The following is a 23,265-nucleotide window of genomic DNA, read 5'->3' as shown; positions in this document are numbered from 1 at the left end:
GGACTCAAGTCCGGGGCACGGATCAACTGAAGACTGAGGTATTTGCAATGGCCAAGGGTAAGTTCGAGCGCACCAAGCCCCACGTGAACGTGGGCACGATCGGTCACGTGGACCACGGCAAGACGACGCTGACGGCGGCGCTGACGAAGATCGGTGCGGAGCGTTTCGGTGGTGAGTTCAAGGGTTACGACCAGATCGACGCGGCGCCGGAAGAGAAGGCGCGCGGCATCACGATCTCGACGGCGCACGTGGAATACGAAAGCGCGAATCGTCACTACGCGCACGTCGACTGCCCGGGCCACGCGGACTACGTGAAGAACATGATCACGGGTGCGGCGCAGATGGACGGCGCGATCCTGGTGTGCTCGGCCGCGGACGGCCCGATGCCGCAGACGCGTGAGCACATCCTGCTCTCGCGCCAGGTCGGCGTGCCGTACATCGTCGTGTTCCTGAACAAGGCCGACATGGTCGACGACGCCGAGCTGCTCGAGCTGGTCGAGATGGAAGTGCGTGAGCTGCTGTCGAAGTACGACTTCCCGGGCGACGACACCCCGATCATCGCGGGCTCGGCCCGTCTGGCGCTGGAAGGCGACCAGTCGGAGATCGGCGTGCCGGCGATCATCAAGCTGGTCGACGCGCTGGACACCTGGATCCCGGAGCCGGAGCGTGCGATCGACATGCCGTTCCTGATGCCGGTCGAGGACGTGTTCTCGATCTCGGGTCGCGGCACGGTGGTCACGGGCCGTATCGAGCGCGGCATCATCAAGGTTGGCGACGAAATCGAAATCGTCGGCATCCGTCCGACGCAGAAGACGACGGTCACCGGCGTCGAGATGTTCCGCAAGCTGCTGGACCAAGGTCAGGCGGGCGACAACGCCGGTCTGCTGCTGCGCGGCACCAAGCGTGACGACGTCGAGCGTGGCCAGGTGCTGTGCAAGCCGGGTTCGATCAAGCCGCACACGGACTTCGAGGCCGAGGTGTACGTGCTGTCGAAGGACGAGGGCGGCCGCCACACGCCGTTCTTCAAGGGCTACCGCCCGCAGTTCTACTTCCGCACGACGGACATCACGGGTTCGATCGAGCTGCCGGAAGGCGTCGAGATGGTGATGCCGGGCGACAACATCAAGATGGTGGTGACGCTGATCAACCCGGTGGCGATGGACGAGGGCCTGCGCTTCGCGATCCGCGAAGGCGGCCGTACGGTCGGCGCCGGCGTGGTGGCGAAGATCATCAAGTAAGACCTGCCGCCATCGCCTGAGGGCGGTGCTGGCTCAGGGAGGGGCGCTTCGGCGCCCTTTCCTTATTTATGAGGGACGTCCACTCGCCTCCGGCGGCCGTACGACGGCTTCCAACGGACGTCGCCTCTCGGCCGGCAATAGCCGGCGGGCGCAGCCGTACGTCGCCCGGTCTGAATTTGTGGAGCCCGGCCCTTTACGCGGTCTTCGCATACAGGCTAGAATCGCGGTCCCTTCGATCCGTCGAGGGGATCGACAGCGAAATGTGGGGCAGGACGCTCCTCGTATTCGCCCGACAGGGAAACGTCGTGTGTCGCACCGGCCGCAGCCACCGCTGCTTGCCGCAGTGCTGCACGCGCTTTGTACTTTCTGTCAGGCGAGCCGGGAAACCGGCTCGTTTTGTTTTACGCGTGTTAGCGGCCGCAAGGCGTGGATACGTGGCCACCGTGGGGTTCGGCGCATGAAGCCGCCGTGCCCGTCGCTCTTTAAACGAAGGAAATCACCGCCATGGCGGACCAGAAGATCCGAATCCGGCTGAAAGCGTACGATCACCGACTGATCGACCGCTCGGCCAGCGAGATCGTCGAGACGGCCAAGCGGACCGGCGCGCAAGTGCGCGGCCCGATCCCGCTGCCGACCAAGACCGAGCGCTACACCATTCTCGTTTCGCCGCACGCCGACAAGGATGCGCGCGACCAGTACGAGACCCGCACGCACAAGCGCGTGCTCGACATCGTCGACCCCAACGACAAGACCGTGGACGCGCTGATGAAGCTCGAGCTCGCGGCGGGCGTTGACGTCCAGATCAAGCTGACCTGAGGCCTCCCACCATGACCGCGAAGAAATATTCGTTGGGCATTGTCGGTCGCAAGGCCGGCATGAGCCGCGTCTTCCTCGAAGACGGCAAGTCGGTGCCGGTGACGCTCATCGAAGCGACGCCGAACCGCATCACCCAGATCAAGACGCTCGATACCGACGGCTACACCGCAGTGCAGGTCACTGCCGGCGTGCGCCGCGCGTCGCTGCACACCAAGCCGGAAGCCGGTCACCTCGCCAAGGCGAAGGTCGAAGGCGGCCGTGGCCTGTGGGAGCTGCGCGTCGAGAACGACCAGATCAACGGCTTCGAAGTCGGCGGCGAAATCAAGGCCGACATCTTCCAGCCGGGCCAGATGGTCGACGTGCAGGGCGTCAGCAAGGGCAAGGGCTTCCAGGGCACGATCAAGCGCTGGAACTTCACCATGGGTGACGCCACCCACGGTAACTCGCTCTCGCACCGCTCGCCGGGTTCGATCGGCCAGCGCCAGACGCCGGGCCGCGTGTTCCCGGGCAAGAAGATGTCCGGCCACATGGGCGCCGAGACCAAGACCGTGCAGGGCCTCGAGGTCGTCCGCGTGGACGCCGAGCGCGGCCTGATCGCCGTCAAGGGTGCGGTCCCGGGTGCTCCGGGTGGCGACGTCATCGTTCGCCCGACCACCAAGGGCTGAGGAGAAGACGATGGAACTCGCCATTAACAACAGCGGCAAGACGCTCTCGGTCTCCGACGCCGTCTTCGGCCGTGATTTCAGCGAAGACCTGGTGCATCAGGTCGTCGTCGCCTACCGCAACGCCGGTCGCTCGGGCACGAAGGCGCAGAAGACGCGCGCCGAAGTGAACGGCACCACGAAGAAGTCGAAGAAGCAGAAGGGTGGCGGTGCACGTCACGGCGCCCTGACCGCTCCGATCTTCGTCGGCGGCGGCGTGACGTTCGCGGCCAAGCCGCGCAGCTTCGCGCAGAAGGTCAACCGCAAGATGTATCGCGCCGCGATGGCGTCGATCCTGTCGGAGCTCAACCGTCAGGGCCGTCTGTCCGTCGTCGAGACGCTCGAGCTGGACGCGCCGAAGACCAAGGGTCTGATCGCCAAGCTCAAGGATCTCGGCACCGGCCGCCGTCCGCTCATCGTCACCGAGGACGCGACGGAGAACCTGTACCTGTCGGCGCGCAACCTGCCGTACGTCGAAGTCCGTGATGTCCAGGGCCTCGATCCGGTCGCGCTCGTCGGCGCCGACTCCGTCGTGTTCACGACCGAGGCCGTCAAGAAGATCGAGGAGTGGCTGGCATGAACGACGCCAAGCTCTACAGCATCATCCGCGCGCCGCGCATCTCGGAAAAGACGGCCCGTCTGCAGGAAGTCTCGAACCAGTACGTGTTCGAGGTTTCGACGGAAGCCAACAAGATCGAGATCAAGGAAGCCGTCGAGAAGATTTTCGGCGTGAATGTCCGTGCGGTGAACGTGGTCAACGTGAAGGGCAAGAACAAGGCCTTCAAGTTCCGCATGGGCCGCCGCAGCGATTGGCGCAAGGCCTACGTCACGCTGGCCGAAGGCCAGTCCATCGACGTGATGGCCACGGCCTGAGGATAGATCGATGCCATTGATGACCTTCAAGCCCACCTCTGCCGGTCGCCGTAGCGCGGTCCGCGTGGTGACCCCCGGCCTCCACAAGGGCGACCCGTACCAGGGCCTCGTGGAGAAGCAGGGCAAGACCGGTGGTCGTAACCACCACGGCCGCATCACCACCCGTCACATCGGTGGTGGCCACAAGCAGCACTACCGCATCATCGACTTCAAGCGCGACAAGGTCGGTATTCCGGCCCGTGTCGAGCGGATCGAATACGATCCGAACCGCACCGCGCACATCGCGCTGCTGTGCTACGTCGATGGTGAGCGCCGCTACATCATCGCGCCGAAGGGCCTCAAGACCGGCGATCAGGTGATCGCGGGCCGTGATGCGCCGATCCGCGCGGGCAACACGCTGCCGCTCACCAACATTCCGGTCGGCTCCACGGTGCATTGCATCGAGATGAAGCCGGGCAAGGGCGCGCAGATCGCGCGTGCGGCGGGTGCTGGCGTGCAGCTGGTTGCGCGTGAGCAGGGTTACGCCACGCTGCGTCTTCGCTCCGGTGAGATGCGCAAGGTGCCGGCCGAATGCTGCGCCACGATCGGCGAAGTCGGTAACGACGAGCACAACCTCGAGAAGCTGGGCAAGGCCGGTGCGAAGCGTTGGCGCGGCGTCAAGCCGACCGTCCGCGGCGCCGCCATGAACCCGGTCGACCACCCGCACGGTGGTGGTGAGGCGAAGGCAGGCCAGGGTAATCCGCATCCGGTCACCCCCTGGGGTGTCCCGACCAAGGGTTACAAGACCCGCAAGAACAAGCGGACCGCGCAGTTCATCGTCCGCGACCGCAGGAGCTAATCGGCCATGCCACGTTCACTCAAGAAGGGCCCGTTCGTCGACCACCACCTCATCAAGAAGGTGGAGACCGCGGGTAACAACAAGAAGCCGATCAAGACCTGGTCGCGTCGTTCGACCGTGCTGCCGGAAATGATCGGCTTCACGATCGCCGTCCATAACGGGAAGAATCACATCCCGGTTCTCGTCAACGAGAACATGGTCGGTCACAAGCTCGGCGAGTTCGCCATGACCCGGACGTTCAAGGGTCATGTCGCGGACAAGAAGTCGAAGTAAGGAGATGACCATGGAAGCGAAAGCCATCCTGCGCAGCGCGCGCATCTCCCCCCAGAAGGCCCGCCTCGTCGCCGACCAGGTCCGTGGCCTGCCGGTCGAGCGCGCCCTCAGCCTCCTCAAGTTCTCCGACAAGAAGGTCGCGGGCATGATCTACAAGGTCGTGTTCTCCGCTGCTTCGAACGCCGAGAATAACCTCGGCGCGGATGCCGACGACCTGCGCGTCAAGACCATCATGGTCGACGAAGGTCCGACGCTGAAGCGCTTCATGGCGCGGGCCAAAGGCCGCGGCACCCGCATCCTCAAGCGCACCAGCCACATCACTGTGGTCGTGGGCGCGGGCAAGTAAGGCGGAGACTGACTATGGGTCATAAAGTTCATCCCACCGGTATCCGTCTCGGCATCGCCAAGGACTGGAACTCGAAGTGGTTCGCCAACAAGAAGCAGTACGCCGGCTACCTGGCCGCCGACCTCAAGGTCCGTGAACTGCTTCGCAAGAAGCTGGCCGCGGCCGGCATCTCGAAGATCCTGATCGAGCGTCCCGCGAACAACGCGCGCGTCACGATTCACACCGCCCGTCCGGGCGTGGTGATCGGCAAGCGTGGCGAAGACATCGAGAAGCTGCGTAAGGAAGTCAGCGACGTGATGGGCGTTCCGGCGCACATCAACGTGTCCGAGGTCCGCAAGCCGGAGCTCGACGCGCAGCTCGTCGCCGAATCGATCGCGCAGCAGCTCGAGCGCCGCATCATGTTCCGTCGTGCGATGAAGCGTGCGGTCGGCAACGCGATGCGCCTCGGTGCGCTGGGCATCAAGGTCAACGTGGCTGGCCGCCTCAACGGTGCGGAAATCGCCCGTTCGGAGTGGTACCGCGAAGGCCGCGTGCCGCTGCACACCCTTCGCGCCGATATCGACTACGGCTTCGCCGAAGCGAAGACCACGTACGGGATCATCGGTATCAAGTGCTGGATCTACAAGGGCGAAGTGTTCGACTTCTCCCAGGTGGGCCAGGAGAAGCAGGAAGAGAACTCGTCGCCGCGCGGCGAGCGCTCCGAGCGCGGTGACCGGGGCGATCGTCGTGATCGTCGCGACCGCGAGCAGAGGTAATTCGCCATGCTGCAACCCAAGCGAACCAAATTCCGCAAGATGCACAAGGGCCGCAATGACGGCCTGGCGTGGAGCGCCAACGCTGTCAGCTTCGGCGAGTTCGGTCTGAAGGCAACCGCCCACGGCCAGCTCACCGCGCGTCAGATCGAAGCGGCACGTCGTGCGATCAGCCGTTACGTGAAGCGTGGCGGCAAGATGTGGATCCGCGTGTTCCCCGACAAGCCGATTACCCAGAAGCCGATCGAAGTCCGAATGGGCTCGGGTAAGGGCAACGTCGAGTACTGGGTCGCGCAGATCCAGCCGGGCCGCATGATTTACGAGATCGAGGGCGTCAGCGAGGAAGTTGCGCGCGAAGCGTTCCGTCTTGCCTCGGCGAAGCTCTCCGTGACCACCACTTTCGTTACCCGCACGGTGCGCTAATGGACCTCAAGGAACTCCGCACGAAGTCGGCCGACGAGCTGAATGCCCACCTGACCGACCTGCACAAGGAGCAATTCGCGCTCCGCATGCAGCAGGCCACCGGCCAGCTCGCCAAGAGCCATGACGTCCGCCGCGTCCGTCGCGAGATCGCTCGCACGAAGATGCTGCTGGGCCAGAACAAGTAAGGACCCGCCATGACCGACAACAATACAGAGAAGGCGATTCGCACGGTCGAAGGTCGCGTCGTCAGCAACAAGATGGACAAGACCGTCACTGTGCTCATCGAGCGCCAGGTCAAGCACGCGCTGTACGGCAAGTACATCCGCCGCTCGACCAAGCTGCACGCGCACGACGCTGACAACTCCTGCAACGAGGGCGACGTCGTTCGCCTGCAGGAAATCGCGCCGATGTCGAAGACCAAGAACTGGCGCGTGGTGCAGATCGTCACCCGCGCGGCCGGCTAAGAGGAGGAGCGAAACATGATCCAGATGCAGAGCTACCTCGACGTGGCCGACAACTCCGGCGCGAAGGAAGTGATGTGCATCAAGGTGCTGGGCGGCTCGAAGCGCCGTTACGCCGGCATCGGTGACATCATCAAGGTGTCCGTCAAGGACGCCATTCCGCGCGGCAAGGTGAAGAAGGGTGACGTGTACGACGCCGTCGTCGTGCGCACCCGCAAGGGCGTCCGTCGTCCCGACGGTTCGCTGATTCGTTTCGACGGCAATGCCGCCGTGCTGCTCAACAACAAGCAGGAGCCGATCGGCACCCGCATCTTCGGACCGGTCACGCGCGAGCTGCGTACCGAAAAGTTCATGAAGATCGTGTCGCTCGCCCCTGAAGTGCTCTGAGCGGAGGAAGACTCATGAACCGTATCCGCAAGGGCGACCAGGTCGTCGTCATTACCGGCAAGGACAAGGGCAAGCAGGGCGAAGTCGTCCGCGTGCTCGGCGACAAGGTCGTCGTGTCCAACGTCAACGTGGTCAAGCGCCACACCAAGCCGAACCCGCAGGCGGGTCAGCCGGGTGGCGTGATCGAGCGCGAAGCGCCGATCCACGCGTCCAACGTGATGGTCTTCAACCCGGCGACGGGCAAGGGCGAGCGCGTTGCTTTCAAGGTGCTGGAGGATGGACGCAAATTGCGTGTGTTCCGCTCCAGCGGTGAGGCGGTTGACGCCTGAGGAATGCAGAAATGACCACCCGTCTCGAAAAGTTCTACAAGGACGAAGTCGTCCCGCAGCTCATCCAGAAGTTCGGCTACAAGAACCCGATGGAAGTGCCGCGCCTGAGCAAGATCACGATCAACATGGGCGTGGGCGAAGCCGCCACGAACAAGAAGATCCTCGAAAACGCCGTCGCTGACATGACCAAGATCGCTGGTCAGAAGCCGATCGTGACGAAGAGCCGCGTGTCGGTCGCTTCGTTCAAGATCCGCGACGGCTGGCCGATCGGCGCCAAGGTCACGCTGCGTCGGGCCAAGATGTTCGAGTTCCTCGACCGTCTCGTGAACATCTCGCTGCCGCGCGTCCGCGACTTCCGCGGCGTGTCGGGCAAGTCGTTCGACGGCCGCGGCAACTACAACATGGGCGTCAAGGAACAGATCATCTTCCCGGAGATCGATTTCGACCAGGTCGACGCGCTGCGTGGCATGGACATCGCGATCACCACCACCGCGAAGACCGACGCCGAAGCCAAGGCGCTGCTCGAAGCGTTCCGCTTCCCGTTCCGCAACTGATCCCACAGGACGACACACATGGCCAAGACCTCCATGGTCAACCGCGAGATCAAGCGCGCGAAGCTCGCCAAGCGCTACGGCGCGAAGCGCATCGAGCTCAAGAAGATCATCGCCAGCACCACCGCTTCGTATGACGACAAGATGGACGCCGTCGTCAAGCTGCAGAAGCTTCCGCGTGACTCCTCGCCGAGCCGTCAGCGCAACCGCTGCGAGCTGTCGGGCCGTCCGCGCGGCGTCTATCGCAAGTTCGGCCTCGGCCGCAACATGCTTCGCAAGGCGACCATGAACGGCGACGTGCCTGGTCTGCGCAAGGCAAGCTGGTAAACTAGCCGGCTTCACCGCGGCGGAGCGATCCGCCGCGGCTTACAACTGAAATTCGCAATCCCGCGGATATCGGTGCTTCTCATAAGGAAACTCTCATGAGCATGACTGATCCCATCGCCGACATGCTGGTCCGCATCAAGAATGCGGCTGCCGTGCGCAAGCAGTCGGTCACCCTGCCGTCCTCGAAGGTCAAGGTCGCAATCGCCAAGGTGCTGAAGGACGAGGGCTACATCCTCGACTACCGTACCGCTGAAGCGGGCGCCGGCAAGACCGAGCTCGAGATCGCGCTGAAGTATTACGAAGGCCGTCCGGTGATCGAGCGTCTGGAGCGCTTCTCGCGTTCGAGCCGCCGCCAGTACCGCGGCAAGTCGGAGCTGCCGAAGGTGCTCAACGGCCTCGGCGTCGCCATCATCTCCACCTCGAAGGGCATCATGACCGACTCGCAGGCGCGCCAGCAGGGCGTCGGCGGCGAAGTCCTGTGCTTCGTGGCCTAAGGGAGGAATAGACATGTCCCGAGTTGCCAAGAAGCCGATCGCCCTGCCGAAGGGTGTCGAGCTCAATGTCCAGGCCGAATCGATCAGCGCCAAGGGTCCGAAGGGCACGCTGAGCGTCGCCAAGCCGGCCGCGATCCAGGTCAAGGTCGAAGACGGCACCGCCGTGTTCACCACCGAAGACGCCGCGCTGATTCCGCTCACCGGCACGCTGCGCGCCATCCTCGCCAACATGGTGAAGGGCGTTTCGGAAGGTTTCGAGCGCAAGCTCGAGCTGGTCGGCGTCGGTTACCGCGCGTCGATGCAGGGCAAGGACCTGAACCTGTCGCTGGGTTTCTCGCACCCGGTCCTGTTCCCGGCGCCGGAAGGCATCACCATCGCCACGCCGTCGCAGACGGAAATCGTGGTGACGGGCGCTGACAAGCAGCGCGTCGGCGAAGTCGCCGCCAAGATCCGTGGCTTCCGTCCGCCGGAGCCCTACAAGGGCAAGGGCGTGAAGTACGCGGGCGAAGTGATCATTCGTAAGGAAGCCAAGAAGGCCTAATCCGGCCGGGCGCCGCCGAACGCGGCGCCGGACCTTCCGCCTTCAGCTTTCGAGGACAAGACCATGCTTAAGAAAATCGCCCGCCTTCGCCGCGCCAAGTCGACTCGCTCGCACATCCGTGTGCTCGGCGTGCCGCGCCTGTCGGTGCTGCGCACCGGTCAGCACCTGTACGCCCAGATCTTCTCGGCCGACGGGTCGAAGGTCCTCGCTTCGGCGTCGACCCTCCAGTCGGACATCAAGGACGGCTTGAAGAACGGCAAGAACGCCGACGCCGCCGCCAAGGTCGGCCGCGCGATCGCCGAGAAGGCCAAGGCCGCAGGCATTGAGAAGATCGCGTTCGATCGGTCGGGTTACCGCTACCACGGCCGCATCAAGGCGCTCGCCGATGCTGCCCGCGAAGGTGGCCTGCAGTTCTAAGAACGGTTCGCCGTTCACCCCGCCGGTGCGGTTGAGCATCGGACGTCGGCGCGGATTTCCGCGCCGTCGGTACGCCCGCGGTACATCACAACGATAAGCGGCAAAGCCGCAAGTCCTTTCAACTACCGAGATACTCAAATGGCAGAAGAGCGTCAGAGCCGCGGCCGCGATCGTGATCGCAACCGCGAAGAAATCGACGACGGCATGATCGAGAAGCTGATCGCGGTCAATCGCGTCAGCAAGACCGTCAAGGGTGGTCGCCAGTTCACCTTCACCGCACTGACGGTGGTCGGCGACGGCAATGGCAAGGTCGGCTTCGGTTACGGCAAGGCGCGCGAAGTGCCGGTCGCGATCCAGAAGTCGATGGAGCACGCGCGCAAGTCGATGACCAATGTCGATCTGAACAACGGCACGTTGTGGCACACGGTCAAGGCCGGCCACGGCGCGGCTCGCGTGTTCATGCAGCCCGCGTCCGAAGGTACCGGCGTGATCGCCGGCGGCGCGATGCGTGCCGTGCTCGAAGCGGCGGGCGTCAAGAACGTCCTCGCCAAGGCCGTCGGTTCGCGCAATCCGATCAACCTCGTGCGCGCCACGATGCGCGGCCTGACCGACATCCGGTCGCCGTCGCAGATCGCGGCCAAGCGCGGCAAGAAGGTGGAGGACCTGGTCCATGGCTAAGAACCAGTCTGTCGAGGGCGGCACCGTGAAGGTCCGTCTGGTCAAGGGTCTTCGCGGCACGCAGTCGATTCATCGTCTGTCGGTGCGCGCGCTGGGTCTCAACAAGCTCAACGATGTGCGTGAACTGAAGGACAGCCCGCAGGTGCGCGGTCTGATCAATAAGGTTCACTACCTCGTTCGCGTCGAGGAGTAATCGACCATGCGTCTCAACACTCTGCAGCCCGGTGAGGGCGCGCGTACCGAGCCCAAGCGCGTCGGTCGCGGTATCGGTTCCGGCCTGGGCAAGACCTGCGGCCGCGGCCACAAGGGCTCGTTCGCGCGCTCGGGCAAGGGCAAGATCAAGGCGGGCTTCGAAGGCGGTCAGATGCCGATGCAGCGTCGCCTGCCGAAGATCGGCTTCCGCTCGACGACGGCCAAGGAATCCGCCGAGGTGCTGCTGTACGCACTCGACGGTCTTGAAGCCGGCGAAATCACCATCACCTCGCTGAAGGAAGCGGGCCTCGTCCCGCCGAACGCGAAGAAGGTGAAGGTGGTGAAGAAGGGCGACGTCACCAAGGCCTTCACCCTCAAGGGTGTGTCGGCTACGGCTGGCGCGAAGGCGGCGCTCGAAGCCGCTGGCGGTTCGATCTCGGAGTAAGGGCCTGATGGCGCGTAGCAGCAATTCGATGGCCGGCCTCGGTGGCGGTCTCGGCAAGTTCACCGAGCTCCGCCAGCGACTGCTGTTCGTCGTCGCGGCGCTGATCGTCTACCGAATTGGCTGCTACGTCCCGGTCCCGGGCGTGAATCCCCAGGCGATGGTCGACTTCATGTCGACCCGTCAGGGGACGATCGTCGACATGTTCAACATGTTCTCGGGCGGTGCGCTGCACCGCCTCAGCCTGTTTGCCCTCAACGTCGCGCCGTATATCTCGGCGTCGATCGTCGTCCAGCTGCTGACGCAGATCGTGCCGAGCCTGAAGGCCATCCAGAAGGAAGGCGAGTCGGGTCGTCGCAAGATCAATCAGTGGTCGCGCCTCGGCACGATTCCGCTGGCCGTCTTCCAGGCTTGGGGCATTGCCACGTGGCTGCAGACCGCGACGGCTCCGGGCGGCACGCCGGTCGTCTATGCCGGCGGTCCCGGCTTCGTGATTACGGCCGTGGTCGCACTGACCGCCGGCACGCTGTTCCTGATGTGGCTCGGTGAGCAGATCACCGAGCGGGGCATCGGCAACGGTATTTCGCTGCTGATCTTCGCCGGCATCGTGTCGCGCATCCCGGCCGAAGTGATCAACATGCTCGGCCAGATCCGCGACGGCGACATGAGCGCGCCCTCCGCGCTGGTCACTGTCGCGCTGGTGCTCGGTTTCACGTACTTCGTGGTGTTCGTCGAGCGCGGCCAGCGCCGCATCACGGTGAACTACGCGCGCCGCCAGGGCGGTCGCAACGCGTACCAGAACCAGTCGTCGTTCCTGCCGCTCAAGCTCAACATGTCGGGCGTCATCCCGGCGATCTTCGCGTCGAGCATCGTGATGTTCCCGGCGACCGCGGCGACGTGGTTCAGCCAGAACAATTCGCAGTCGTGGCTGCTCAAAGTCAGCCAGATGCTGTCGCCGGGCGAGCCGTTGCACATGATCCTGTATGCGGCGCTGATCATCGGCTTCTCGTTCTTCTACACCGCGCTCGTCTTCAACTCGCAGGAAACCGCCGAGAACCTGAAGAAGTCCGGCGCGTTGATTCCGGGCATTCGCCCGGGTCGCTCGACCGCCGACTACATCGATGGCGTGCTGACCCGCCTCACGGCCGCCGGTGCGCTGTATCTGGTGCTGGTCTGCCTGTTGCCGGAAATCATGCGCACGCAGCTCGGTACCTCGTTCTACTTTGGCGGTACGTCGCTGCTCATCGTGGTCGTGGTGGTGATGGACTTCATCGCGCAGATCCAGGCGCACCTGATGTCGCACCAGTACGAAAGCCTGCTCAAGAAGGCCAACCTGCGCGGCGGCAATCGCGGCCGCTGAGGCTGGCGGCGTCACGCGGGCTGCACAGCCCCCACTTTGGTGGCATAATGGCGCGCTGAGTAGCGCTCAGCTGCTTCAGGGCCAGGACGGCCGATCGGTTTGAACCCCGGCCTGGACGGCGAAACGGAACACGACGCGGTGCGTTGACCTCTGAGTCGGCGGCCGCACATGGGCGACCCGGGCGGCAGTCCCGCGCACGGGTGGACCCTTGGCCATACGCGCGCCTGAGGAGCGCGCGGGGCCGGGCAGGGCGGTTCGCCGCGCTGTCCGGTACAGCCGGGGTTCGTCGCCGGAGCATGGGCACACTCCCCATGCCGGGTCGAAGCGGGTCATCGCGTCGGCTCCAAGCAAGCCGGGACACACCAATTTCGGGTTTTTCTCGAGAGTTCACCGCCGGGCGCGAGCCTGGCGCATTTCAGTTTGGAGATCGCCTCATGGCGCGTATTGCAGGTGTAAACCTGCCTGCCCAGAAGCACGTCTGGGTGGGGCTGCAGAGCATCTACGGCATCGGCCGTACCCGTTCCAAGCAGGTCTGCGAGTCGGCCGGCGTCAAGCCGACGACCAAGATCCGCGACCTGTCGGAGCCGGAAGTCGAGCGCCTTCGTGGCGAGATCGGCAAGTTCGTGGTCGAGGGTGACCTCCGCCGCGAGATCGGTATGGCGATCAAGCGCTTGATGGACCTCGGTTGCTACCGCGGCCTCCGTCACCGCCGCGGCCTGCCGCTGCGCGGCCAGCGCACCCGGACCAATGCACGCACCCGCAAGGGTCCGCGCAAGGCCATCAAGAAGTAAGGAACCGACATGGCCAAGCCTGCCGCGAAAGCTCCGAAGAAGAAGATCAAGCGCGTCGTCACCGACGGCATCGCGCACGTCCACGCTTCGTTCAACAACACCATCATCACGATCACCGACCGCCAGGGCAACGCGCTCTCGTGGGCGACGTCGGGCGGCGCGGGTTTCCGCGGTTCGCGCAAGTCGACCCCGTTCGCCGCGCAGGTCGCCGCCGAAAAGGCCGGTCGCGCCGCGATGGATTACGGCGTCAAGGCGCTGGAAGTCCGCATCAAGGGCCCGGGTCCGGGTCGTGAGTCGGCCGTACGTTCGCTCAACAACGTCGGCTACAAGATCCTCAACATCATCGACGTGACGCCCATCCCGCACAACGGATGCCGTCCGCCGAAGAAGCGCCGCGTCTGAGGAGGAATAAGACATGGCACGCTATATCGGTCCTACCTGTAAGCTCGCGCGCCGCGAAGGCGCCGACCTCAGCCTGAAGTCGCCGGCCCGCGCCCTCGACTCGAAGTGCAAGCTCGAGCAGAAGCCCGGCCAGCACGGCGCCACCGCCCGCAAGGGCAAGCTGTCCGACTACGCCACCCAGCTTCGCGAGAAGCAGAAGGTCAAGCGTATTTACGGCCTGCTGGAGCGTCAGTTCCGCAACTACTACAAGAAGGCTTCGAACCGGAAGGGCAACACCGGCGAGAACCTGCTGCAGCTTCTCGAGACGCGTCTCGACAACGTCATCTACCGCATGGGCTTTGCCGTGACGCGCGCTGCCGCGCGCCAGCTGGTCAGCCACCGCGGTGTCACCGTCAACGGCAAGATCGTCAATCTGCCGTCGTACCAGGTGAAGGCCGGTGATGCGATCGCTCTCGCCGAGCGCGCGCAGAAGCAGCTCCGTGTGCAGGAGGCCCTGACGGTCGCCCAGCAGATGGACCTGTCGCCGTCGTGGATCGAAGTCGACGCGAAGAAGTTCGCCGGCGTCTTCAAGTCGGTTCCGGACCGTGCAGACCTGCCGGCCGACATCAACGAAGCGCTCATCGTCGAGTTGTACTCGAAGTAATTTCATCCGGGCCGGCGTGACGACGTCGGCCCCCAGGAGAAGCCACAACATGACGGTTACCGCCAACCAGGTATTGCGCCCGCGTGGTCCCCAGATCGAGCGCCTGACCGGCAATCGCGCCAAGGTCGTGATCGAGCCGCTGGAGCGCGGCTACGGCCACACCCTCGGCAATGCGCTGCGCCGCGTCCTGCTTTCGTCGATCCCCGGGTTCGCAATTACCGAGGTGGAGATCGATGGCGTGCTCCACGAGTACACCACGGTCGAAGGCCTCGAAGAGGATGTGCTCGAGGTTCTGCTGAATCTCAAGGACGTCGCGATTCGCATGCACACGGGTGACAGCGCGATGCTGTCGCTCAACAAGTCGGGCCCGGGCGTCATCACCGCCGGTGACATCCGCACCGACCACAACGTCGAGATCATCAATCCGGAACACGTTGTCGCGCACCTGACCAAGGACACCGCGCTCAACATGCGTCTGAAGATCGAGCGTGGCTATGGCTACCAGCCGGCCGCCGCGCGTCGCCGTCCGGACGAGGAGACCCGCGCCATCGGTCGCCTGATGCTGGATGCGTCGTTCTCGCCGGTCCGTCGCGTTGCCTACGCTGTGGAAGCTGCGCGCGTCGAACAGCGCACCGACCTCGACAAGCTGGTGCTCGACATCGAAACCAACGGCACGATCGATGCCGAGGAAGCCGTCCGCACCGCGGCCGACATCCTCACCGACCAGCTGTCGGTGTTCGGCGACTTCACCCACCGCGAGCGCGGTGCGGCGAAGCCGGCGACCGGTGGCGTTGACCCGCTGCTGCTGCGTCCGATCGACGATCTCGAACTGACGGTGCGTTCGGCCAACTGCCTCAAGGCCGAGAACATCTACTACGTCGGCGACCTGATCCAGAAGACCGAAGTCGAGCTGCTCAAGACCCCGAACCTGGGCAAGAAGTCGCTCACCGAGATCAAGGAAGTGCTCGCGCAGCGCGGTCTTGCCCTCGGCATGCGTCTGGAGAACTGGCCGCCGGCCGGTGTCGCCTCGCACGGGATGATGGGCTGATCACAAGCCAAGCTTGCGCGGCACCGCCGCGCGGCTTGAGATCAGGCCCGCGCCGCTGGCGCGGGCAGGGCGACGAGAAACGTCAAGGCGCTTCGAGTCGCTTCGCTTGAAATGACGCCACGATCCTCACCGGTCGTGGCGTCGACACAGAAGCACCGCACCACCCGCCGACGCACCCAGAAGTGCGCGGCCATCCGGTCAGGACGATCGGAATCGGACCATCCGCAGTCCACAGCTCCAGCGCCGGGATGGCGACAGCGAAATCCAGCAGTTCCAACATTCACTAGGAATCCAACGCCATGCGCCACCAGAAAGCCGGCCGCAAGTTCAGCCGCACCAGCGCGCACCGCGATGCCATGTTCACCAACATGGCCGCGTCGCTGATCAAGACGGGCCTGATCCGTACCACGCTCCCGAAGGCCAAGGAGCTCCGCCGCGTCGCTGAGCCGCTCATCACGCTCGGCAAGACCGACGGCGTCGCCAATCGCCGCCTTGCGTTCTCGCGCCTGCGCGACAAGGAAGCGGTGGGCAAGCTGTTCATCGAGCTCGGCCCGCGTTACCGCGAGCGTCCGGGCGGCTACCTGCGCATCCTGAAGTGCGGCTTCCGCGCCGGCGACAACGCCCCGATGGCGTACGTCGAGCTCGTCGACCGTCCGGACGCTGCGCAGTAAGCGTTGCTGAGTTTTCGATCGGTGGCTTGCGCTGCCGATCGCACGGAAGCCCCGGCCGATGCCGGGGTTTTTCGTTTCCCGGGCATGCGTGCCGGTTGCCTTGTTGGGTGGATGCCGTGGCCAGAACGACGGCGAACCGAGTGAAGGCGCAGTGCGCCGCGGAACTGGTGATGCGCAGCGTCGAAAGCCATTCGTCTGCGCCAGCTCGGCCGAAATCCGCGACCGTCATGACCTTCCGCGCTTTGCTTAGCGCGCGCCGCCCTGCGACCATGGCCGCATCCGGGGTTCACGTCGTCACATGACTCTCAATCCGTTCCGCGCGTCATTCCGCACCCAGTTCCTGCTGGGCTTCGCCGCCTGCGTCGCGCTCATGGCGTATGCGCTCTATGCCGAGCACGTGCTCGGGCTCGAGCCGTGCCCGCTGTGTATCTTCCAGCGCATCGCGGTGATGTCGCTCGGCGTCGTCTTCCTGATCGGTGGGCTGGTGGGACCCAAGCGGCCGGGCGGACGTCGCGCCTGGGGCGTGCTCGCGCTGATTCCGGCGCTGGCGGGCATCGGTGTCGCCGGACGCCACGTGTGGATCCAGCATCTGCCGCCGGATCAGATCCCGTCCTGCGGCCCGCCGTTCGCGTTCCTGCGCGAGACGCTGCCGTTCATCAAGCTCATCCGCAAAGTACTGACCGGCGACGGCCAGTGCGCGAAGATCGAGTGGACGTTCCTCGGCCAGTCGATGCCGGTCTGGACGCTGGTCTGTTTGGTGGTGCTCGCGCTGTGGATCGCATTCGCAGCGTTTCGTCGTAGGTGACATGCATGGCAACGAATGATCCCAACCTGCAGGCTGTAACGCTTCCACGTGAGTGGAGCGCGCAGTCGTGGCGCACGCGCGCCGCGACGCAGATGCCGCAGTACGCCGACGCCGGCGAGCTCGAAGCCGCACTCGCCGAGCTGCGTCGCCTGCCGCCGTTGGTGACGTCGTGGGAGATCCTCAGTCTCAAGCAGCAGCTTGCCGAGGCGCAGGACGGCAAGCGCTTCCTGCTGCAGGGCGGTGATTGCGCAGAGAGCTTCGACGAGTGTTCGTCGGAGGTGATTTCCAATCGCCTGAAAGTGCTGCTGCAGATGTCGCTGGTGCTCGTGCACGGCATGCGAAAGCCCGTGGTGCGCGTAGGTCGTTTCGCGGGCCAGTACGCCAAGCCGCGCTCCGCCGACATGGAGACGATCGAGGGCGTGAGCCTGCCGAGTTATCGCGGCGACATCGTCAACGGCCCTGCATTCACTGCGGATGCGCGACGTCCGGATCCGCGTCGCATGATCAAGGCGCATGCGCGTTCGGCGATGACGATGAACTTCGTCCGTGCGCTGATCGACGGCGGTTTCGCCGACCTGCATCACCCGGAATACTGGGATCTCGGCTGGGTCGGTCACTCGCCGCTCGCCGACGAATACCGCCGCATGGTCGCCGCGATCGGCGATGCCGTGCGCTTCATGGAGACGCTGTCGGGCGAGGAGGTGCACAACCTCAATCGTGTCGACTTCTATACGTCGCACGAAGCGCTGCTGCTGCCCTACGAGGAAGCGATCACGCGCCAGGTGCCGCGCAATTGGGGCTGGTTCGATCTCAGCACGCACTTCCCGTGGATCGGCATGCGCACCGCGCAGATCGATGGCGCGCACGTCGAATTCCTGCGCGGCATTCGCAATCCGATCGCGGTGAAGGTCGGGCCGTCGGTGACGCCCGACATGCTGCTCAAGCTCGTCGACGTGCTGAATCCGGAAGACGAGCCGGGACGCCTCACCTTCATCCATCGCATGGGCGCGTCCCAGATCGCGACGAAGCTGCCGCCCCTGCTGGAGGCGATGCGTCGCGACGGTCGCCGCGTGCTGTGGGTCTGCGATCCCATGCACGGCAACACCGAGTCGACCGCGAACGGTTACAAGACGCGTCGCTTCGCGAACATCGCGGGCGAAGTCGAGCAGGCGTTCGACCTGCATGCCGCGGCGGGCACGCGCCTCGGTGGCGTGCATCTCGAACTCACTGGCGAGGACGTGACGGAGTGCCTCGGCGGCGCACGCGAGTTGACCGAGACCGACCTTGAACGCGCGTACCGCAGCTGCGTCGATCCACGTCTCAACTATGAGCAGGCGCTGGAAGTCGCGATGCTGATCGTGCGCAAGCAGACGCAGATCACGGCGCCGGTGTAAGTCGCGGGTTGTCGAATGGCGACACGAATCACGCGGTCCGCGATCGAAAGAGCGCGGACCGTTCGTTTATGCGCGGATCGAAAACGATGTGGAGATCGCGCCGTCGATGATGCCGCTCAGCGTCCCGCCATCGCGTCGTCGACCGAGGGCAGGAACTTCGGTGGCGTGCGCGCATGCGTCGCCTGTTCGAACGCGTACGCGAGTTCGATCAGTCGCGGCTCGCTCCACTTCTTGCCGAGGAAGACGATGCCCAGTGGCAGGCCGTGCGCATCGCCCATCGGCACGCTGATGCTCGGATAGCCGGCGACCGCCGCCGCACCGTAGCCCGCGCCACTGAAGTGATCACCGAGCACGGTGTCGATGCGCCACGACGGGCCGGTCGACGGTGCGACGAGTGCATCGAGCTTCTGCTTCTTCAGCGCGGCATCGATGCCCTGCGGACCGGCGAGCTGTCGCGCGGCGTCGCGTGCCTTCCTGTACGCCGCTGACGACAACGCCGGTGCTTTCAACGCCTGCTCGAACAGGTCCTGTCCGAAGTAGGGCATTTCCTGTGATTCGTGCGTGCGATTGAATTCGACGATGTCGCTCAGAGTTCGCACGGGCGCGTCCGTGTCCTTGAGATACGACTCGAGACTCGGACGAAACTCAGCCAGCATCACCGTGTTTTCCGCGTCGTCCCACTTGCCCGCGGTAGGAATGGCGGTGTCGACAATGGTCGCGCCGGCGGCCTTCAATGCTTCGATCGCGCGATCGAATGCGGCGTCGACTTCCGGCGGATAGTTCGCGGTCCGGCGCAGCACGCCGATGCGCGCACCCGTGAGTGCGCCGGGCTTGAGATGCGCGGTGTAGTCGACCGGCTTCGGTCGCGCCTTGCCGCCGCTCGCGGGATCTTTCGCGTCGGCCGCGGCGATGACCGACAGCAGCGTCGCCGCGTCGGCCACCGATCTCGCCATCGGCCCTGCAGTGTCCTGGCTGGAGGAGATCGGCACGATGCCGCGTCGACTCACCAGGCCCACGGTCGGCTTGATGCCGACGACGCCCGCCACCGCCGCGGGGCAGATGATGCTGCCGTCGGTCTCGGTGCCGATCGCCGCAGCGGCGAGGCTGGCGGCGACGGCGGTGCCGCTGCCCGAACTCGAGCCGCAGGGATTGCGATCCAGCGCGTACGGGCTGCGTGTCTGCCCGCCGACGCCGCTCCAGCCGGAGATCGAACGCGTCGAGCGGAAATTCGCCCATTCGCTGAGGTTGGCCTTGCCGAGGATCACCGCGCCGGCAGCGCGCAGGCGTGCGACGAGCACGGCGTCGCGCGAGGGTCGGTGGTCGGCGAGCGCGAGCGAACCGGCGGTGGTCGCCATCGGCGTGGCGTCGATGTTGTCCTTGATCAGGATCGGGATGCCGTGCAGCGGGCCGCGGATGTGGCCTTCGCGGCGTTCGGCGTCGCGCTGGTCGGCTTCACGCAGCGCTTGGGGATTGAGCGCCAGCACGGCGTTGAGCCGCGGGCCGCCGTCGTCGAGCGCGGCGATGCGGTCGAGGTAGGACTGCGTCAGCGAATGGCTGGTGAGCTGGCCATCGGCCATGCGCGCCGACAGCGTCGCGATGTCGGCGTCTTCAAACGGGAAGTGGAAGTTGATGGCCGAGGGTGCGGTGACGGTCATCGTCGGGCCGCCCGTATCGGGCTCGGCGGGAGGCACCGTTGCGCAACCGGCCGCGGCCAGTACGGCGACGAGGGCGGGCAGGGCGCGGCGCATGGCGGTCTTCCGTGGGGCGACGCGCCAGCATCCGCCCAAGCGATCAGCCGGGCAAGCGAGCTCGACGGCGCAGGAGATCGCGTGCGAGCACGTAGACGACCACCACGTTGACGACGAGCACGGTCATCGTCACCCAGCCCCAGTGGCGCGACAGCGCGAACACGTCCGCGGGCAGATAGATCGCCGCGGCAATGCAGCCCAGCCACGACGCCCAAGCCTTGTCGCGCCACAGGCCCCAGGCTTCAACGAGATGCAGCAGGCCGTAGGCCGCGGCGATCGCGGCGGTCGCATGCACCGTGCCCGAACTGATCGCGCTGGCAAGCCAGGCGAGCGGGCCATCGGTGGAGCTGAGTTCGAAATGGCGGATCAGCGCATGCACCGCATTGCGCAGAGGCAGGGGCCCGAGAATCTCGAGCCCGCTCGCAGCCAACAGGGCGAGCAGGCCCTTGATGCCTTCGACCAGTGCGATCGCGCGCAACCCGGGATGGGCGCGCGGATTCGTGTCGTACGGGCGGGGGTGGTCCGTCACCGGCGCGAGTCTAACGCCTTAGCCGCGACGCGACGCCGTCTTGCGCTCGCTCTCGGTGAGCAGCTTCTTGCGCAGGCGGATTTCCTTCGGCGTGACTTCGACGAGTTCGTCGTCCTCGATGAAGTCCAGCGCCTGCTCGAGCGAGTACTTGATCGCCGGGCTCAGCTGGATCGCATCATCCTTGCCCGAAGCGCGCATGTTGGTGAGCGGCTTGGTCTTGATCGCGTTGACGGTGAGGTCGTTGTCCTTCGAGTGGATGCCGACCAGCTGGCCCTCGTAGACCATGTCGCCTTCCGCCGCGAACAGGCGACCGCGCTCCTGCAGCGGGCCGAGCGAGTACGCCGGCGTCGCGCCCGCGGCATTGGCGATCATCACGCCGTTGATGCGCTTGGCGATCGCGCCCTGTTCCTTCGGGCCGTAGTGGTCGAACACGTGGAACAGCAGGCCCGAACCCTGCGTGAGCGTGCGGAACTCGTTCTGGAAGCCGATCAGGCCGCGCGCCGGGATCATGTAGTCCAGGCGCACGCGGCCCTTGCCGTCGGATTCCATGTTCTTGAGCTGCGCCTTGCGGGTGCCCAGCTTTTCCATCACGCCGCCCTGGTGCTGCTCCTCGATGTCGACGACGAGCTGCTCGACGGGCTCCATGAGCTGGCCGTCGATTTCCTTGATGATGACTTCCGGGCGCGACACCGCGAGCTCGTAGCCTTCGCGACGCATGTTCTCGATCAGCACCGACAGGTGCAGTTCGCCGCGGCCCGAGACCAGGAACTTGTCCGGATCCGAACCTTCCTCGACCTTCAGCGCGACGTTGTGCAGCGTCTCGCGCTCGAGGCGCTCGCGCAGCTGGCGGCTCGTCAGGAACTTGCCGCCCGACAGATCCTTGTTACCCGCGAACGGCGAGTTGTTGACCTGGAAGGTCATCGAGATCGTCGGCTCGTCGACGGTGAGCGCCGGCAGCGCTTCCGGCGCATCGAGCGCACAGACCGTGTCGGAGATGCTCAGATCCTGCACGCCGGAGATCGCGATGATGTCGCCCGCTCCGGCTTCCGGTACTTCGATACGCTCGAGGCCCATGAAGCCCAGCACCTGCAGCACTTTGCCCTGGCGCTTCTTGCCTTCGCGGTCGACCACGCTCACCGGCATGTTCGTGCGCACCTTGCCGCGCTGCACGCGACCGATGCCGATCAGGCCGACGAAGTTGCTGTAGTCCAGCTGGCTGATGCGCATCTGGAACGGGCCATCGAGGTCGACCTTCGGCGGCTCGACGTGCTTCATGATCGCTTCGTAGAGCGGGGTCATGTCGCCGCTGCGCGCGGAGTCGTCGAGACTCGCGTAACCGTGCAGCGCGGACGCGTACACGATCGGGAAGTCGAGCTGTTCGTTGGTTGCGCCGAGCTTGTCGAACAGGTCGAACACCTGGTCGATGACCCAGTCCGGACGCGCGCCCGGGCGGTCGATCTTGTTGACGACGACGATCGGCTTGAAGCCCATCGCGAACGCCTTCTGCGTGACGAAGCGGGTCTGCGGCATCGGGCCGTCCATCGCGTCGACGAGGATCAGCACCGAGTCGACCATCGACAGCACGCGCTCGACCTCACCGCCGAAGTCGGCGTGGCCCGGGGTGTCGACGATGTTGATGCGGTTGCCCTGCCACGTGATGGCAGTGTTCTTGGAGAGGATCGTGATGCCACGTTCCTTTTCCTGGTCGTTGCTGTCCATGACGCGTTCGGCGAGCACGGTGCGCTCGTTGAGCGTGCCGGACTGCTTCAGGAGACAGTCGACCAGAGTGGTTTTGCCGTGGTCGACGTGGGCGACGATGGCGATGTTGCGCAGGCGTTCGATGGACATGCGAAGAGACGCCTTAAGGCGCAAGCAGGGAAGGGAAGCCGGCTATTATAGCCAGCGAGCCGCCGCGGACGCCCGCCATGTCTGAACAGCCGTCCGTACTGCCGTTTCCGATGTGGCTGATCGCCATCGACGCTGCCGGCGCCCTGTGCGTGCTGGCCGGGCTGCTAATCCACACCGGTGCGATCGATCTGCCAGGGATTCCGCCCGGCACGCACCTGCTGCTTTTCGCGCTCGGTGGCCTTGCAATGCTGGGCACCGCCATCCAGATCATGCGATTCGTCCGCACGGCGAACGCGTCAAAATCGTCCCGCTAACACTCCCCCAGGAGCTTCCATGTCCCTCGTCGCCCATTTCGACACCGACCGCGGCCCGATCCGCGTCGAACTCGCCGCCGACAAGGCGCCGCTGACCGTCGCCAACTTCGTGAACCTCGCCAAGCGCGGCTTCTACGATGGCCTGTCGTTCCACCGCGTCATCAACGATTTCATGATCCAGGGCGGCTGCCCCAAGGGCACCGGCACCGGCGGCCCGGGGTACAAGTTCGAGGACGAGGCGCGCAACGGCCTCACCCACGACCGCGGCGTGCTCTCCATGGCCAACGCCGGCCCGAACACCAACGGCAGCCAGTTCTTCATCACCCACGTCGCCACGCCGTGGCTCGACGGCAAGCACACCGTGTTCGGCAAGGTGCTGGAAGGCCAGGAGATCGTCGACTCGGTGAAGCAGGGCGACATCATCCGCTCGGTCAAGATCGAGGGTGACAGCGACGCCGTGCTGGCCGCCAAGGCCGACCGCGTCGCCGAGTGGAACAAGACGCTCGACGCCAACGCGCGCCCGTAAGCGACTCGTTTTCGCGACGCCCGCCGGGATCCGGCGGGCGTCGTCGCGTCCGGGCCGGCCGCCGCGGCCCGATAGTTTCACGTGATACCATTTCGGCCCTGTTCCGG

Annotated in this window: 35 protein-coding genes; 32 read left to right on the top strand and 3 right to left on the bottom strand. The window is 65.2% G+C overall.

Annotated features, from left to right (window positions below):
- Positions 1 to 47 precede the first annotated feature (47 nt).
- The 30 genes from tuf (at position 48) to DWG18_RS09695 (ending at position 18,193) form a co-directional block, all read left to right on the top strand.
- Positions 48 to 1,238: an elongation factor Tu gene (gene tuf, locus DWG18_RS09840; protein WP_115647025.1), complete on the top strand. Its 1,191-nt coding sequence runs from the start codon at positions 48 to 50 to the stop codon at positions 1,236 to 1,238.
- A 504-nt stretch (positions 1,239 to 1,742) separates the two neighbouring features.
- A complete protein-coding gene (gene rpsJ / locus DWG18_RS09835; protein ID WP_115647024.1) occupies positions 1,743 to 2,054 on the top strand; it encodes a 30S ribosomal protein S10 in 312 nt (103 codons plus the stop codon).
- A gap of 11 nt (positions 2,055 to 2,065) precedes the next feature.
- Positions 2,066 to 2,719 carry a 50S ribosomal protein L3 gene (rplC, locus tag DWG18_RS09830; RefSeq protein WP_115647023.1) on the top strand — a complete coding sequence of 218 codons (654 nt, stop codon included), beginning with the start codon at positions 2,066 to 2,068 and terminating at the stop codon, positions 2,717 to 2,719.
- 10 nt (positions 2,720 to 2,729) lie between these two features.
- Positions 2,730 to 3,335 carry a 50S ribosomal protein L4 gene (gene rplD / locus DWG18_RS09825; protein WP_115647022.1) on the top strand — a complete coding sequence of 202 codons (606 nt, stop codon included), beginning with the start codon at positions 2,730 to 2,732 and terminating at the stop codon, positions 3,333 to 3,335.
- Entirely contained in the window at positions 3,332 to 3,628 is a 297-nt protein-coding gene (gene rplW, locus DWG18_RS09820) for a 50S ribosomal protein L23 (RefSeq protein WP_115647021.1), read from the top strand. Before rplD ends, rplW begins: the two co-directional genes overlap by 4 nt.
- 10 nt (positions 3,629 to 3,638) lie before the next feature.
- A complete protein-coding gene (gene rplB, locus DWG18_RS09815) occupies positions 3,639 to 4,466 on the top strand; it encodes a 50S ribosomal protein L2 (protein WP_115647020.1) in 828 nt (275 codons plus the stop codon).
- A gap of 6 nt (positions 4,467 to 4,472) precedes the next feature.
- Positions 4,473 to 4,739: a 30S ribosomal protein S19 gene (gene rpsS / locus DWG18_RS09810; RefSeq protein WP_027082411.1), complete on the top strand. Its 267-nt coding sequence runs from the start codon at positions 4,473 to 4,475 to the stop codon at positions 4,737 to 4,739.
- A gap of 10 nt (positions 4,740 to 4,749) precedes the next feature.
- The gene (gene rplV / locus DWG18_RS09805) at positions 4,750 to 5,085 is read left to right on the top strand and encodes a 50S ribosomal protein L22 (RefSeq protein WP_027082412.1); all 336 of its coding nucleotides are present in this window, start codon (positions 4,750 to 4,752) and stop codon (positions 5,083 to 5,085) included.
- A gap of 14 nt (positions 5,086 to 5,099) precedes the next feature.
- Positions 5,100 to 5,840, top strand: coding sequence for a 30S ribosomal protein S3 (gene rpsC / locus DWG18_RS09800; RefSeq protein WP_115647019.1), 741 nt, complete (start codon positions 5,100 to 5,102; stop codon positions 5,838 to 5,840).
- A gap of 6 nt (positions 5,841 to 5,846) precedes the next feature.
- Entirely contained in the window at positions 5,847 to 6,260 is a 414-nt protein-coding gene (gene rplP, locus DWG18_RS09795) for a 50S ribosomal protein L16 (protein ID WP_115647018.1), read from the top strand.
- Positions 6,260 to 6,445: a 50S ribosomal protein L29 gene (rpmC, locus tag DWG18_RS09790; RefSeq protein WP_115647017.1), complete on the top strand. Its 186-nt coding sequence runs from the start codon at positions 6,260 to 6,262 to the stop codon at positions 6,443 to 6,445. Before rplP ends, rpmC begins: the two co-directional genes overlap by 1 nt.
- Positions 6,446 to 6,454: 9 nt before the next feature.
- Positions 6,455 to 6,724 (top strand): 30S ribosomal protein S17, encoded by a 270-nt coding sequence (gene rpsQ, locus DWG18_RS09785; protein ID WP_115647016.1) that lies wholly within the window; start codon positions 6,455 to 6,457, stop codon positions 6,722 to 6,724.
- Between the two features lie 15 nt (positions 6,725 to 6,739).
- Entirely contained in the window at positions 6,740 to 7,108 is a 369-nt protein-coding gene (gene rplN / locus DWG18_RS09780; RefSeq protein ID WP_027082417.1) for a 50S ribosomal protein L14, read from the top strand.
- 14 nt (positions 7,109 to 7,122) lie between these two features.
- Positions 7,123 to 7,437, top strand: coding sequence for a 50S ribosomal protein L24 (rplX, locus tag DWG18_RS09775; protein WP_115647015.1), 315 nt, complete (start codon positions 7,123 to 7,125; stop codon positions 7,435 to 7,437).
- A gap of 11 nt (positions 7,438 to 7,448) precedes the next feature.
- Positions 7,449 to 7,991 carry a 50S ribosomal protein L5 gene (rplE, locus tag DWG18_RS09770; RefSeq protein WP_115647014.1) on the top strand — a complete coding sequence of 181 codons (543 nt, stop codon included), beginning with the start codon at positions 7,449 to 7,451 and terminating at the stop codon, positions 7,989 to 7,991.
- 18 nt (positions 7,992 to 8,009) lie between these two features.
- The gene (rpsN, locus tag DWG18_RS09765) at positions 8,010 to 8,315 is read left to right on the top strand and encodes a 30S ribosomal protein S14 (protein ID WP_115647013.1); all 306 of its coding nucleotides are present in this window, start codon (positions 8,010 to 8,012) and stop codon (positions 8,313 to 8,315) included.
- Positions 8,316 to 8,410: 95 nt separating this feature from the next.
- A complete protein-coding gene (gene rpsH / locus DWG18_RS09760; RefSeq protein WP_115647012.1) occupies positions 8,411 to 8,809 on the top strand; it encodes a 30S ribosomal protein S8 in 399 nt (132 codons plus the stop codon).
- A 13-nt stretch (positions 8,810 to 8,822) separates the two neighbouring features.
- Positions 8,823 to 9,350: a 50S ribosomal protein L6 gene (gene rplF, locus DWG18_RS09755; RefSeq protein WP_115647011.1), complete on the top strand. Its 528-nt coding sequence runs from the start codon at positions 8,823 to 8,825 to the stop codon at positions 9,348 to 9,350.
- 63 nt (positions 9,351 to 9,413) lie between these two features.
- A complete protein-coding gene (gene rplR, locus DWG18_RS09750; protein WP_115647010.1) occupies positions 9,414 to 9,767 on the top strand; it encodes a 50S ribosomal protein L18 in 354 nt (117 codons plus the stop codon).
- Positions 9,768 to 9,905: 138 nt separating this feature from the next.
- A complete protein-coding gene (gene rpsE / locus DWG18_RS09745; protein WP_115647009.1) occupies positions 9,906 to 10,445 on the top strand; it encodes a 30S ribosomal protein S5 in 540 nt (179 codons plus the stop codon).
- Positions 10,438 to 10,638, top strand: a complete 201-nt coding sequence (rpmD, locus tag DWG18_RS09740; RefSeq protein ID WP_115647008.1) for a 50S ribosomal protein L30 — start codon at positions 10,438 to 10,440, stop codon at positions 10,636 to 10,638. The genes rpsE and rpmD overlap by 8 nt, the downstream gene beginning before the upstream one ends.
- A 6-nt stretch (positions 10,639 to 10,644) precedes the next feature.
- Positions 10,645 to 11,082, top strand: a complete 438-nt coding sequence (gene rplO / locus DWG18_RS09735) for a 50S ribosomal protein L15 (protein WP_115647007.1) — start codon at positions 10,645 to 10,647, stop codon at positions 11,080 to 11,082.
- Between the two features lie 7 nt (positions 11,083 to 11,089).
- Complete coding sequence (secY, locus tag DWG18_RS09730; protein ID WP_115647006.1) at positions 11,090 to 12,439, top strand: preprotein translocase subunit SecY; 1,350 nt, start codon at positions 11,090 to 11,092, stop codon at positions 12,437 to 12,439.
- Positions 12,440 to 12,873: 434 nt separating this feature from the next.
- Positions 12,874 to 13,230, top strand: a complete 357-nt coding sequence (rpsM, locus tag DWG18_RS09725; protein ID WP_115647005.1) for a 30S ribosomal protein S13 — start codon at positions 12,874 to 12,876, stop codon at positions 13,228 to 13,230.
- Between the two features lie 9 nt (positions 13,231 to 13,239).
- Positions 13,240 to 13,632 carry a 30S ribosomal protein S11 gene (rpsK, locus tag DWG18_RS09720; protein ID WP_027082429.1) on the top strand — a complete coding sequence of 131 codons (393 nt, stop codon included), beginning with the start codon at positions 13,240 to 13,242 and terminating at the stop codon, positions 13,630 to 13,632.
- Between the two features lie 13 nt (positions 13,633 to 13,645).
- Complete coding sequence (gene rpsD, locus DWG18_RS09715; protein WP_027082430.1) at positions 13,646 to 14,275, top strand: 30S ribosomal protein S4; 630 nt, start codon at positions 13,646 to 13,648, stop codon at positions 14,273 to 14,275.
- A 49-nt stretch (positions 14,276 to 14,324) separates the two neighbouring features.
- On the top strand, positions 14,325 to 15,323 hold the full coding sequence (gene rpoA, locus DWG18_RS09710) for a DNA-directed RNA polymerase subunit alpha (protein WP_115647004.1): 999 nt from the start codon (positions 14,325 to 14,327) through the stop codon (positions 15,321 to 15,323).
- Positions 15,324 to 15,622: 299 nt separating this feature from the next.
- Entirely contained in the window at positions 15,623 to 15,994 is a 372-nt protein-coding gene (gene rplQ / locus DWG18_RS09705; RefSeq protein WP_115647003.1) for a 50S ribosomal protein L17, read from the top strand.
- Between the two features lie 298 nt (positions 15,995 to 16,292).
- Positions 16,293 to 16,799, top strand: a complete 507-nt coding sequence (locus tag DWG18_RS09700) for a disulfide bond formation protein B (protein WP_115647002.1) — start codon at positions 16,293 to 16,295, stop codon at positions 16,797 to 16,799.
- A 5-nt stretch (positions 16,800 to 16,804) separates the two neighbouring features.
- Entirely contained in the window at positions 16,805 to 18,193 is a 1,389-nt protein-coding gene (locus DWG18_RS09695; RefSeq protein ID WP_115647001.1) for a 3-deoxy-7-phosphoheptulonate synthase class II, read from the top strand.
- A 116-nt stretch (positions 18,194 to 18,309) separates the two neighbouring features.
- Here DWG18_RS09695 and DWG18_RS09690 read toward each other — a convergent pair whose 3' ends face one another.
- Genes DWG18_RS09690 through typA form a run of 3 tightly spaced genes read right to left on the bottom strand, consistent with a single transcriptional unit; the run spans position 18,310 to position 22,318 of the window.
- Positions 18,310 to 19,941: an amidase gene (locus DWG18_RS09690; RefSeq protein ID WP_115647000.1), complete on the bottom strand. Its 1,632-nt coding sequence runs from the start codon at positions 19,939 to 19,941 to the stop codon at positions 18,310 to 18,312.
- 43 nt (positions 19,942 to 19,984) lie between these two features.
- Complete coding sequence (locus DWG18_RS09685; RefSeq protein ID WP_115646999.1) at positions 19,985 to 20,470, bottom strand: DUF2127 domain-containing protein; 486 nt, start codon at positions 20,468 to 20,470, stop codon at positions 19,985 to 19,987.
- An 18-nt stretch (positions 20,471 to 20,488) separates the two neighbouring features.
- Positions 20,489 to 22,318, bottom strand: a complete 1,830-nt coding sequence (typA, locus tag DWG18_RS09680; protein WP_115646998.1) for a translational GTPase TypA — start codon at positions 22,316 to 22,318, stop codon at positions 20,489 to 20,491.
- Positions 22,319 to 22,428: 110 nt separating this feature from the next.
- Between typA and DWG18_RS09675 the strand changes: the two genes are divergently transcribed.
- A complete protein-coding gene (locus tag DWG18_RS09675) occupies positions 22,429 to 22,632 on the top strand; it encodes a hypothetical protein (RefSeq protein WP_115646997.1) in 204 nt (67 codons plus the stop codon).
- A gap of 19 nt (positions 22,633 to 22,651) precedes the next feature.
- The gene (locus tag DWG18_RS09670; protein ID WP_115646996.1) at positions 22,652 to 23,158 is read left to right on the top strand and encodes a peptidylprolyl isomerase; all 507 of its coding nucleotides are present in this window, start codon (positions 22,652 to 22,654) and stop codon (positions 23,156 to 23,158) included.
- Positions 23,159 to 23,265 lie beyond the last annotated feature (107 nt).

The sequence above is a fragment of the Lysobacter sp. TY2-98 genome (assembly GCF_003367355.1).
GTDB lineage: Bacteria > Pseudomonadota > Gammaproteobacteria > Xanthomonadales > Xanthomonadaceae > Cognatilysobacter.
Note: the sequence above shows the minus strand (reverse complement) of the source record. Positions and strands in the feature narration are given on the sequence as shown.

Excerpts from the sequence above, each read along its gene's own strand:
- tuf (WP_115647025.1), top strand. The coding sequence starts at position 48 with ATGGCCAAGGGTAAGTTCGAGCGCACCAAGCCCCACGTGAACGTGGGC.
- rpsJ (WP_115647024.1), top strand. The coding sequence starts at position 1,743 with ATGGCGGACCAGAAGATCCGAATCCGGCTGAAAGCGTACGATCACCGA.
- rplC (WP_115647023.1), top strand. The coding sequence starts at position 2,066 with ATGACCGCGAAGAAATATTCGTTGGGCATTGTCGGTCGCAAGGCCGGC.
- rplD (WP_115647022.1), top strand. The coding sequence starts at position 2,730 with ATGGAACTCGCCATTAACAACAGCGGCAAGACGCTCTCGGTCTCCGAC.
- rplW (WP_115647021.1), top strand. The coding sequence starts at position 3,332 with ATGAACGACGCCAAGCTCTACAGCATCATCCGCGCGCCGCGCATCTCG.
- rplB (WP_115647020.1), top strand. The coding sequence starts at position 3,639 with ATGCCATTGATGACCTTCAAGCCCACCTCTGCCGGTCGCCGTAGCGCG.
- rpsS (WP_027082411.1), top strand. The coding sequence starts at position 4,473 with ATGCCACGTTCACTCAAGAAGGGCCCGTTCGTCGACCACCACCTCATC.
- rplV (WP_027082412.1), top strand. The coding sequence starts at position 4,750 with ATGGAAGCGAAAGCCATCCTGCGCAGCGCGCGCATCTCCCCCCAGAAG.
- rpsC (WP_115647019.1), top strand. The coding sequence starts at position 5,100 with ATGGGTCATAAAGTTCATCCCACCGGTATCCGTCTCGGCATCGCCAAG.
- rplP (WP_115647018.1), top strand. The coding sequence starts at position 5,847 with ATGCTGCAACCCAAGCGAACCAAATTCCGCAAGATGCACAAGGGCCGC.
- rpmC (WP_115647017.1), top strand. The coding sequence starts at position 6,260 with ATGGACCTCAAGGAACTCCGCACGAAGTCGGCCGACGAGCTGAATGCC.
- rpsQ (WP_115647016.1), top strand. The coding sequence starts at position 6,455 with ATGACCGACAACAATACAGAGAAGGCGATTCGCACGGTCGAAGGTCGC.
- rplN (WP_027082417.1), top strand. The coding sequence starts at position 6,740 with ATGATCCAGATGCAGAGCTACCTCGACGTGGCCGACAACTCCGGCGCG.
- rplX (WP_115647015.1), top strand. The coding sequence starts at position 7,123 with ATGAACCGTATCCGCAAGGGCGACCAGGTCGTCGTCATTACCGGCAAG.
- rplE (WP_115647014.1), top strand. The coding sequence starts at position 7,449 with ATGACCACCCGTCTCGAAAAGTTCTACAAGGACGAAGTCGTCCCGCAG.
- rpsN (WP_115647013.1), top strand. The coding sequence starts at position 8,010 with ATGGCCAAGACCTCCATGGTCAACCGCGAGATCAAGCGCGCGAAGCTC.
- rpsH (WP_115647012.1), top strand. The coding sequence starts at position 8,411 with ATGAGCATGACTGATCCCATCGCCGACATGCTGGTCCGCATCAAGAAT.
- rplF (WP_115647011.1), top strand. The coding sequence starts at position 8,823 with ATGTCCCGAGTTGCCAAGAAGCCGATCGCCCTGCCGAAGGGTGTCGAG.
- rplR (WP_115647010.1), top strand. The coding sequence starts at position 9,414 with ATGCTTAAGAAAATCGCCCGCCTTCGCCGCGCCAAGTCGACTCGCTCG.
- rpsE (WP_115647009.1), top strand. The coding sequence starts at position 9,906 with ATGGCAGAAGAGCGTCAGAGCCGCGGCCGCGATCGTGATCGCAACCGC.
- rpmD (WP_115647008.1), top strand. The coding sequence starts at position 10,438 with ATGGCTAAGAACCAGTCTGTCGAGGGCGGCACCGTGAAGGTCCGTCTG.
- rplO (WP_115647007.1), top strand. The coding sequence starts at position 10,645 with ATGCGTCTCAACACTCTGCAGCCCGGTGAGGGCGCGCGTACCGAGCCC.
- secY (WP_115647006.1), top strand. The coding sequence starts at position 11,090 with ATGGCGCGTAGCAGCAATTCGATGGCCGGCCTCGGTGGCGGTCTCGGC.
- rpsM (WP_115647005.1), top strand. The coding sequence starts at position 12,874 with ATGGCGCGTATTGCAGGTGTAAACCTGCCTGCCCAGAAGCACGTCTGG.
- rpsK (WP_027082429.1), top strand. The coding sequence starts at position 13,240 with ATGGCCAAGCCTGCCGCGAAAGCTCCGAAGAAGAAGATCAAGCGCGTC.
- rpsD (WP_027082430.1), top strand. The coding sequence starts at position 13,646 with ATGGCACGCTATATCGGTCCTACCTGTAAGCTCGCGCGCCGCGAAGGC.
- rpoA (WP_115647004.1), top strand. The coding sequence starts at position 14,325 with ATGACGGTTACCGCCAACCAGGTATTGCGCCCGCGTGGTCCCCAGATC.
- rplQ (WP_115647003.1), top strand. The coding sequence starts at position 15,623 with ATGCGCCACCAGAAAGCCGGCCGCAAGTTCAGCCGCACCAGCGCGCAC.
- DWG18_RS09700 (WP_115647002.1), top strand. The coding sequence starts at position 16,293 with ATGACTCTCAATCCGTTCCGCGCGTCATTCCGCACCCAGTTCCTGCTG.
- DWG18_RS09695 (WP_115647001.1), top strand. The coding sequence starts at position 16,805 with ATGGCAACGAATGATCCCAACCTGCAGGCTGTAACGCTTCCACGTGAG.
- DWG18_RS09690 (WP_115647000.1), bottom strand. The coding sequence starts at position 19,941 with ATGCGCCGCGCCCTGCCCGCCCTCGTCGCCGTACTGGCCGCGGCCGGT.
- typA (WP_115646998.1), bottom strand. The coding sequence starts at position 22,318 with ATGTCCATCGAACGCCTGCGCAACATCGCCATCGTCGCCCACGTCGAC.
- DWG18_RS09675 (WP_115646997.1), top strand. The coding sequence starts at position 22,429 with ATGTGGCTGATCGCCATCGACGCTGCCGGCGCCCTGTGCGTGCTGGCC.
- DWG18_RS09670 (WP_115646996.1), top strand. The coding sequence starts at position 22,652 with ATGTCCCTCGTCGCCCATTTCGACACCGACCGCGGCCCGATCCGCGTC.